Genomic DNA, 6,224 nt, shown 5'->3' with positions numbered 1-6,224 from the left:
CGAAAGGGATGCCTTCGTCCGAGCCGAGTTCGATCATTCTGCGACCCATCACGTGATCGTTCTGGTGGCCCCTGATATGGAAGCGTTCTACGCCGGTGCGATCGCCCAGGCGCTCCAGCCGCGGGCGTTGAGTGGCTGGCATATCTTATCCATCAGCGACAGCGACCTTCGCTTTACCCGCACCGGTGTGGGCAGTTTCCGGCTCGACGTTGTCGGCGGGGCACGTGGACCCAATAACGCGTGGGATTCGCTCCGCGTGTCCCCCCGAGTTGGTCATCGCGTAGAACTCACCGGTGCTACGGTGACCGTCCGCGCCGTCGAGGGTCGTCTTCCGACATCCCTTGACGTGACGGTCGATGTCCCTCTCGATAGCCCCGGCCTCGCATTCGTGATCTGGCGGTGGCGGCCGCCTCGTCCGGTCCGTCCCGCCTCCGGTAGGGCCGTCGCCTACTAAGGACTTGATCACCGTGCCGCCCCGGCACCACAACCACCAAACCGGGATACAACCGGCCGATACGCTGCCACCGTCAGTGCCGAACCTCTACCCCCACGTGGTCACCCTGAATGCCCCCGAACAACCGTCTAGCCCCCCTCGACGTCGCAGCCTGCAGCAGCGGCCGGAGTGGCCGATCGCAGACCCGGCCCGGCCCGCTTTTTCGACTTTTTGCCTGCACGGTAACCTTGTCCTTCCTAAGCTGCACGAGCTGCACGCAGGGCTGGTCTTTGTAGTGTTGCAGCTCGACGGTAGGTACCGGACAAAACTCGGCGCAGGCCTTCTACTTTGGAAGTGTGCAAGCACATGAAAGGATCTAAGCGTGGTATCGGGAAAATCTGAAAACGCGTTGGAATTCACCGCGCACAACATTCGCCTCGACGATGGAACTTTCACGAAACCCGATTCAGCCACTTCAATGGTAGATAATCCGTGGTTCATATCGGCGCGCGGAATCCTGGAAACCGTCTTCCCTGGGGATAAAAGTCGACTCCGCTTGGCCGACGTGGGTTGCTTGGAAGGTGGGTTCGCTGTTGAGTTCGCACGCATGGGATTCCAGGTTCTTGGTATTGAGGTGCGTGAATTGAATATTGCGGCGTGCAACTACGTCAAGTCAAAGACTGACCTGCCGAACTTAGCGTTTATCCAAGATAATGCCCTGAATATAGCCAAGCACGGCACTTTCGATGCTGTTTTCTGCTGTGGCCTACTGTATCACCTTGATCGCCCGAAGGAGTACCTGGAAACGCTTTCAACTGTAACGAATAAGCTTCTGATTCTGCAGACACATTTTTCGCTTATTAGTCGGAACGATAGAAGATTTAGGTTGCCGACGAATTTTTTGACAGACAAGCTGCTGAGAAGGCCCGAGCCCACGAAGTACTCGCTTTCGCCGCCCAGCGAAAATGAGGGTCTTCCTGGAAGGTGGTATACGGAATTCTCCAACGAGCGATCATTCGACAAGAGGGAAACTGCGAAATGGTCGTCGTGGGACAATCATCGGTCTTTCTGGGTTCAACGCGAACACTTACTCCAGGCGATTCGGGACGCTGGCTTTGACCTCGTGATGGAAGAATATGGTAATTTACAACCAAGCATTGCAGAATGTTTGGTCGGGGGGGCCTATCAAGCAAATCTTCGGGGGACTTTCATCGGTATCAAGACCCACAGTTCACCATAACCGCCGAAGCAGCGCGGCGTGTTATCTGAACCGCGGCGGAGTGGCTCTCGACGCTTCGGCATCACAGGGGCCATAGATCGTCAACAACCTGATCGAGCCGTGCACTACCGCCGCGCCCGATCGGCGTCTTCGGCTGCTCCCAACTCCCAGATGGAAGCCTCCAAGCGGCGATTGTGCCAATTTTGGTGGTCTGTTGTTGAATGAGACGCATGCGTAACCTGGACACCCGTACTCGCGTCGGCGCCGTCCTCCGTCGCGCCGCGCGCCTCGGCCGCGGAGTGTGCTACGTGGGTCTCCATCAGTGCAATCTGTGCGGGTACTGGGTCCGCTTGGGGAGGCATCCTGATTTGCGAGACATGCTGGTCCGGCATGGGTTTCGCTACTCCATCGACGACTTCGAGACCCTGAACCACCGCCGGTTCCTCTGCCCGGTATGTGGTTCAATTGATCGAGATCGGCTTTACAAGCTCTACGTCGACCAGTTCCTCCGACCCGACGGCATCCGCCGGGTGCTCGAATTTGCGCCATCAGCGTCGCTGTCCGCGTACCTGCGTAGCCGCGCCGATTTCCAGTACCGCACCGCGGATCTCATGATGACCGGCGTCGATGACGTCGTCGACATCATGGACATGCAGGCGTACGCGGACGGCTCGTTCGACTTCTTCGTCTGCTCCCACATCCTCGAGCACGTCTCCGACGACGGCTGCGCACTCAACGAGCTTTACCGGATACTGGCGCCCGGTGGGTCCGGCATCGTTATGACGCCGGTGGGGCCGGCAGGCTGCTTCGACGAGGATCCCGCGGTGACCGATGAAGCGGAGCGTTGGCGTCGTTTCTGTCAAGGCGACCACGTGCGTCTCTACGACCGCGCCACGCTATGTTCGCGTATCCGGCAGAGCGGATTCGAACTCTCTACGCTCGGCTGGCGCACTTTCACCGAGCAGACGTTCGTGCGGCATGGCATAGCTCTCAATTCGTTGTTGTATGTGGTGCACAAGCCAGAGGCCGCCGCGCTCTGACGGTCGACGTGGCGCACTGGGTTAGTACGGGTTGGCGTGCTGCTGCACGCGGCGCCTGGCTTCTCGCCTCAGGCGTTCGATCAACTGGGAGCACGAATCCACGAGCGCCCTTCGGCTCAGCGAATCGGCGCCGTGCGTGTACCACTTGGCTTTCAGTCGCTGCCAGGGCGTCGAATACCGTGTTTGAAGGGCCAGCATCGCAATCCGAGGGTGTTGTGTGACGGTTTCCAGTAATGCGGCGCGACCCTCCAGCCCCGGGACCTTGGCGACCTGGCGGAGCATGAAGTCAACCTGCTCGGCGACGATCTGCTCGCGCATCAGGTCGTCGGGGAACAGGTCAAGCATCGCGTCGAACGTCGCCGCATGCCCGAGACCATGCGCCATCCAGAACTTTGGCGGGTCGACGACGAGGTCGTACCACATGCCATGAGGGTGGCGGCGGTAGACGGCCATCGTCTCCGGCAGCATGGCGATGCCGCCGTGAACCGCGTGCCTCACGTGCAGGTACCAGTCCAGCGGCATTACATCGGCCGGGATGTCGCCGTAGTTCGGGAGGCGGCGGTACATGACAGAGTTCGTCTGAATGAAGTTCCGCCTGAGTAGCTTGCCCACGCTCAGGTCGCGGCGCCAGGCGACCGGCGGGAATTCCGAATCGTTGATCCGGCCGTCTTCCCAGATCACTCGCACGGGATGGAAGCACACCGATACCTCGGGATGCTCGTCGAGGAATGTCACCTGTTTACTGAGCTTTCGCGGATCGACCCAGTAATCATCGCCTTCGCACAGGGCGAGGTGCTCGCCACGAGCAGATGACAGGGCGTCGATCAGGTTACCGTTAAGGCCCAGGTTTTCAGATCGGAAGATCGGCCGGAACAAGTCCGGGTAGCGGTCGGCGTACTCCCCGATTATTGCTGGCGTGGCATCGGTCGAGGCGTCGTCGGCGACGATGATTTCCACGGGAAAGTCGGTCTCCTGAGCCACGAAGCTGTCAAGAGTTTGGCGGACGTAAGCCTCCTGGTTGTAAGTGGTCGATACCACGCTTACCTTGGGGGCGTTCGCTGCTGTCCTGTCAGTCACACTGGGCTCCATTTTCGTCCGGTGGCTAAGACGCATGCTGTGCCGTCGCCATCGGCCATGTCGTCATGTGAGGGCAGCGTAACGACCTGCGAGCAGACAGCCTCCGTGGCAGGCGGCGTGTGACACCCAGACGAAGGTTCGGCGGGGAGTGCGGCTGCAAGCGAAGCGCTGGAGCGCCGCGTCGGCCGAAGTGGCCGCCATACTCGGGTGGCCAGCCGAATTCAGCGCTGGGTTGGGTTCAGTGCGCAATTCCATCTGGCGGCCGGACTCCTGGCTGGCTTCGTTGGAACCTGTCAGAGTGTTCCGAACCCGGGTCAGATGGCGGCATCCACTGAGCACTTTTCATGGTCGCCCGGGGCGGTTCATCGACGTTTCGGTCGACAGCGTGGGTGACTGCGGTGGCGATGAGAGCGCCCGGCTTGGCGGCTTCATGGTTGTGCTGTTCAGTCCGCGCGACACGAAAGCCTGCGCAAGGCGCTGTTAGCAAGACCCCTGTTAGCAAGACCCCTGTTAGCAAGACCCAATGTATAACTCCATGTATAGCTCCGTCGCACCAACGAGCACCCACCTTGGCCGAGTCAAAGAAGATCGTATTCGGGGATGCGGCGCTGCTCCTCGATCGCTCGTCGTAGTTCGTCGCTCCGACGACCGCTGAACCGTCCCCGATGGCGACAAGCGCAACTCGGCAACCCCGCGTGTCGTGGCTGTTCAGGAGGCCGTCGTCGAAAATTTCGCAGTAACGTCACGAGATGGTGTAGGGCATAGTAGCGTCTGATGTGATGTTGTGGAACAGCGTGCTATTTCTGGGCTTCGGGATGGCGCTCGACCCGCTGCGGTTGGGGCTCGTCGCCGTCGTGTTGTCGCGTAAGCGCCCCATGCTCAACCTCTTCGCTTTCTGGATGGGCGGCATGATCGCCGGCATCGGCATCGGAATGGCAGTGCTGGTTGTCATGCGCGAAACCGCGATGGCAGCTTTGCGGAGCGCGGCAGCGATGATTGAAGAAGTGAGATCATCAGTCGCCTTCTTCTTCGGGGGAGGGCATCTCAAGATCACTCTTGGCGCGATTGCGCTGGTGTCCCTGGTGGTCCTCCTCTCACGTGAGCGGGCGCGAACATTACGACTTGTCACAGCAGGCTCTGGCCACAGCGATGGGTCCGGGGTAGCGGCGCAGCCTCGCGTCCTGCGCTTGTTCGCCAAGCTCGGAACTCTGAACCAACGCATCCTTGACCGGGGATTTTTCTGGCCGGCGTTCTTGGTTGGTCTTGGTTCGGCGACGCCGCCGGTCGAGACGTTGATGCTGCTGACCATCATCATGGCTTCGGGAGCCGCCATAGGCACGCAGTTCAGCGCATTCCTCGTGTACACCGTGATGGTCCTTGCGGTGATCGAGATTCCACTGGTCTGCCATCTGGTTGAGCCCGAGAAAACGCAAACGGCCATGTCGCGTATGCAGAATTGGCTACACGTTCACCGTGCCCGGATTTCCCAAACAGCGCTGGGCGTCAGCGGAGTGGCGTTGATGGTCCAGGGCATAGGGAGTCTCTGAGGTGTCCCGTGCGAAGTGCACTCGACCAGCTCGCAGCCGCTAAGGCTGCAGTGGCTGACCGACCAGGGGCGGCGAAGGCGGTCTCGCTCCCGACTGATGCGACAGCCGTGGTGTCCTTAGGCGCCGACGATCGTGACGAAGCGACCAGGGTTCCGCGCGTCTCGGTATGTGTACCCATGTACAACAACGGCGCGACGATCGAACGTTGTCTGCGGAGCATCCTTGACCAGGACGGCGTCGACTTCGAGATAGTCGTCGTTGACGACAATTCATCAGACGACGGCGCCGCGATTGCCGCGCGACTCCTCCGGCCGGGAGATCGGCTGATCCACAACGAATCGCGCGCCGGGCTCAACGGCAACCACAACAAGTGCCTGGAACACGCAGGCGGCACGTGCATTCAGTTCGTCCACGGCGACGACTGGTTGCTCCCCGGAGCTTTGCTGACACTGTCTCGGTATTTCGACGACCCGGCGGTCGGGCTGGTTTTCGCGCCCCGGCAGGTCAAGACGGACGACCTCAAATGGCTGCGGCGGTGCGGTAAGCAGCACACGCGATTCTGGGGGCTTCGCGAATACAACGACGGGCCGTCGCTGGTCACGCAAATGCTGTTGCAAGGCGGCAAAGGGAATTGGATCGGCGAGCCGACCTGCGTGATGTTTCGCCGCCAATTGGCCCTGGACGCCGGGGGGCTTCGCGACGACATATTCCAACTCGTCGATTTGGACTTCTGGTACCGCTTGATGCTGCGATCGGTGGTGGGTTTCGTCCCTCGCGAGTTGTCGGTGCGTAGCCACAGCGGTGGCACCGAGACGACGCGCAACGTCAGGAGCCGGCGTTGGTGGCTAGACCACCTGCGCATTCTCACGTGGCTGATCGTCGACCCGGCATCGCCTGCCCGCGTTCGC

Annotated in this window: 5 protein-coding genes; 4 read left to right on the top strand and 1 reads right to left on the bottom strand. The window is 60.6% G+C overall.

Features of this window, described 5'->3' with window-relative positions; all coding sequences use genetic code 11:
- Positions 1-815: 815 nt before the first annotated feature.
- Both ACOJVU_RS19600 and ACOJVU_RS19595 read left to right on the top strand, forming a co-directional pair.
- Complete coding sequence (locus ACOJVU_RS19600; protein WP_421531302.1) at positions 816-1,673, top strand: class I SAM-dependent methyltransferase; 858 nt, start codon at positions 816-818, stop codon at positions 1,671-1,673.
- A gap of 356 nt (positions 1,674-2,029) precedes the next feature.
- Positions 2,030-2,692: a methyltransferase domain-containing protein gene (locus tag ACOJVU_RS19595; protein ID WP_421531301.1), complete on the top strand. Its 663-nt coding sequence runs from the start codon at positions 2,030-2,032 to the stop codon at positions 2,690-2,692.
- Positions 2,693-2,713: 21 nt separating this feature from the next.
- Here the strand turns inward: ACOJVU_RS19595 and ACOJVU_RS19590 are convergent, their stop codons facing one another.
- Entirely contained in the window at positions 2,714-3,769 is a 1,056-nt protein-coding gene (locus ACOJVU_RS19590; RefSeq protein WP_421531300.1) for a glycosyltransferase, read from the bottom strand.
- Positions 3,770-4,548: 779 nt separating this feature from the next.
- Here ACOJVU_RS19590 and ACOJVU_RS19585 point away from each other — a divergent pair.
- Positions 4,549-5,316: a GAP family protein gene (locus ACOJVU_RS19585; RefSeq protein ID WP_421531299.1), complete on the top strand. Its 768-nt coding sequence runs from the start codon at positions 4,549-4,551 to the stop codon at positions 5,314-5,316.
- Between the two features lie 110 nt (positions 5,317-5,426).
- The coding region (locus ACOJVU_RS19580) for a glycosyltransferase family 2 protein (RefSeq protein WP_421531298.1) at positions 5,427-6,224 on the top strand (798 nt) is incomplete at its 3' end.

The sequence above is a fragment of the Mycobacterium sp. THU-M104 genome, from assembly GCF_049197365.1.
GTDB lineage: Bacteria > Actinomycetota > Actinomycetes > Mycobacteriales > Mycobacteriaceae > Mycobacterium.
The sequence above is the reverse complement of the archived record's forward strand: the minus strand, read 5'-3'. Positions and strand labels throughout refer to the sequence as shown.

What these genes read in the sequence shown, in the direction of transcription:
- ACOJVU_RS19595 (WP_421531301.1), top strand. Translation starts at nt 2,030, where the DNA reads ATGCTGGTCCGGCATGGGTTTCGCTACTCCATCGACGACTTCGAGACC.
- ACOJVU_RS19585 (WP_421531299.1), top strand. Translation starts at nt 4,549, where the DNA reads ATGTTGTGGAACAGCGTGCTATTTCTGGGCTTCGGGATGGCGCTCGAC.